This window comes from Haloferax profundi, from assembly GCF_001469865.1.
GTDB classification, from domain to species: Archaea; Halobacteriota; Halobacteria; order Halobacteriales; family Haloferacaceae; genus Haloferax; species Haloferax profundi.
In genome coordinates this window covers 1-2827 of record NZ_LOPV01000452.1, presented here as the reverse complement: position 1 = coordinate 2827, position 2827 = coordinate 1, and the positions used below count along the sequence as shown (strand labels likewise).

Sequence of the window (2827 nt, the reverse complement as noted above, 5' to 3'; positions counted from 1 at the left end):
ATGGCCAGGATGTTTGAAGTCTGTCCGCCCAGTCGCATCGATATCTGAGACGAGTTCGTAGTGAGCGTCGAGATCCGTCTGAATACATTGGAGTTGTCGGAGCGTCGATATCTGATACGGTGCATCAGTAGACCCATCACCACCCACGAATGACACGCCTATACAGACTGTGTTGAGCTTCTCTGTCGACAGGCCTTTAGTCATCTTCCGTTGGACAACCGCCCAATCGTTTTGATCACTTCCCGAGGTACCGCCGGCCGAATACTGAACTGCGTGACTTGGTGCGTTATAATTCATCACACTGGGGTACTCCGAGTAAGGAATCGCCTCCGAATCGATCCCACGGAATCTCGTGAGCCCTAACGAGTGGCCGAGCTCATGTGCGAAGAGTGAAGCGAAATTATCTGTGTCCTCCAATCGGAACTCCCCCGGAGAGCCCAGACCCGCGCGTTCATCTCCGGTTGAGGTTCTGCCCTCGATTTCTGATGCAATCAACGCATAGTGGTAGCCTTTCGATCGGCGGTCACCGTACTGGCGGAGGTAGTCATGGTATGAGGACAACTCGCCAGAATCTGCAGGGAGCGACGCCCTTGCCGGTACACGCTCGTCAAGAAGTAAATGTAGAGTAATACCGGTCTGACCATCTGGATTCTCAACTGGCGCGTTTGCGAACGATTGTTCAACGGACCGCAACTCACTGGTGGTGACTCGCTCACCTCGCATATAGTCGATTTCCACATACACATCTTTATGCAGCGGGTCTGCCTCAGGGAAAAGGTCCGTTTGTTCTACCTCAACACCGTCAGGTAACCCATCACCATCGGTGTCTGTGAGTGTCGCGTTTGTCTGAAGATCATTGAGTTCACGCGCATCAGAAAGTCCATCAGCATCCGTATCGTATTGGTGTGGACTCGTTGGCTTCTCAAGCTCAGTTGAGTCATCAAGCCCGTCGCCATCTGTATCGGCTTTTATCGGAGAGAGTTGGTATTCACGGACTTCAGCGGCATCAGCAAGGCCGTCGCCGTCGGAATCAGACGCAAGTGGGTCAGTCCGATAGGTCAGTGTCTCATTTCCATCAATAAGCCCGTCACTATCTGTGTCAGTGACTGTTGGATCAGTCCCAAGCTCAACTTCGCGTGCGTCATCTAATCTATCACCGTCGGTGTCGACAGTGGTTGGATCGGTACCTATCTCTCGGTGTTCACGCTCATCACCTAACCCATCTCCATCAGTGTCTGGGAGTGATCGATTGGTCCCAATATTGCGTTCCGTTGCATCAGTAAGCCCATCCCCATCAGTGTCGACTGTTGACTCAGCCGCTGTATTCGCTCTATTGTCTGAAGTCTTCTCGGGGGCAGTATTATCTTCGACTGCCGGCGTTGTCGACTCGCCCACATTATCGAATGACAGCCCTGAACAGCCTGCAAGACTGATTAAGACTACTAGTGCTACTAAACCCCACAGCTTCGAGTTCATTGTCAACTAGTTTGTATTTCAAAAATGTATAAATCTATTGCCAAAAAGACAATTCAGCTTTGTACAACCTCTGTATCTCTGCAGGAGGGCTGTTGGACCCAAACGTTCAATGCGACGCCTGAGGGGGCGACCCCGGGTTGGCCCAGTGAGCCGACTATAGAGACTTGTGAGACGCTGTGTTCAGTCGTTGCGAACAGAGATGTGAATTGAGGATTGCACTCGATGGTAATACAGACCGGATGATGGCCATCGACGAAACCAGATCATTCGTCGAGGGTGACGAGATTTTGGCACTGTTCGGCCGAGAGGAAGTCTCTAGTGGTGAGCGTGGTGCTGCGCCTCTAAATACGAGTCTCGTTGTCGACGACGTTCTCGACGCTAAGGGTGCGTCCCTTACGCGTACGAAAGTCGGGGACGTGTTCGTCGCTGAAGCTGCCCGTGACGACGACGTTGTGTTTGGTGGTGAGCCAAGTGGTGCATGGATTCAGATTCTGCAACGACAGATGCTGGCTCGAAATCCGTAACCCGACCAGATTCATTGTCCGCTGCGTGTGGCTCTGCATATAGTAGCCCGTCAATATTGCACATCCTCATGTCGATTTTGCGTGCCCACCTGAAGAGATCAAAGATTGGCCCAGTGTACCGAACTGAAACACTATCAGACCATGCAATACACTCTGTCACACCAGGGGCTTTCCGGAAGCTCTTCGCGGCCCGTTCGAACCGATTTGTGCTCATCTGATTCGCTGGTAGATACTGTTCTATATCATTCGACCGATTCTACAAACTGTCAATAGAAGGTTTCAGAGTGCCTGTAGTGGTGGTTTATACTCAGATATCCTCGTCCATTTCTTGGAAATGTGTGTTCAAATTGATAGCGATTGTTGGTCTCTCCTCTAATCTGTCCGCTCGTTGTCTCGTTCATGTTTGAGCTGACGCACCTCGTCTGTGTATCTGTCTACGTAAAACGACTGCTCAGACTGTCCTGACCCGAATCGGATCTGTGCTTCTTTTGCTTCCGTGATGGTCCACCCATACCGACCACTCAATTTGAGGAACGTGCTTGCATTCTCGACACCGGTAGTCGTGATGAGCAACCGAGGATCTCCGAGCTCTTCGACAAAGAACGCGTCATGCACTGAATCTTCCTCTGCGACTTTCGACGCTGGTTCGAAGTTTGTAACGGGAACGATTTCACCAAGTATATTCTCGGTCGGAGAGGGGTCTGCGTACAGAACACCGTCAATGTTGCACATGAAGAGGCCGTGTTTGCGTGCCCGCGTAATAAGATTGAGAAGCGGACCTGAATAGCGGACAGAGACACTATCTGACCACGTACCGCACTCAATAT

3 protein-coding genes are annotated in these 2827 nt (G+C 51.3%); 1 reads left to right on the top strand and 2 read right to left on the bottom strand.

The window, feature by feature from the left end; translation table 11 throughout:
- Nucleotides 1-1476: hypothetical protein (locus AUR66_RS15300; RefSeq protein WP_157533149.1), on the bottom strand; the 1476-nt coding region annotated here is incomplete at its 3' end.
- A 242-nt stretch (nt 1477-1718) separates the two neighbouring features.
- Here AUR66_RS15300 and AUR66_RS23165 point away from each other — a divergent pair.
- The gene (locus AUR66_RS23165) at nt 1719-2000 is read left to right on the top strand and encodes a hypothetical protein (protein WP_331457010.1); all 282 of its coding nucleotides are present in this window, start codon (nt 1719-1721) and stop codon (nt 1998-2000) included.
- 372 nt (nt 2001-2372) lie between these two features.
- Here AUR66_RS23165 and AUR66_RS15290 read toward each other — a convergent pair.
- The coding region (locus AUR66_RS15290; RefSeq protein WP_231727918.1) for a hypothetical protein at nt 2373-2827 on the bottom strand (455 nt) is incomplete at its 5' end.

Excerpts from the sequence above, each read along its gene's own strand:
- AUR66_RS23165 (WP_331457010.1), top strand. The coding sequence starts at position 1,719 with ATGGCCATCGACGAAACCAGATCATTCGTCGAGGGTGACGAGATTTTG.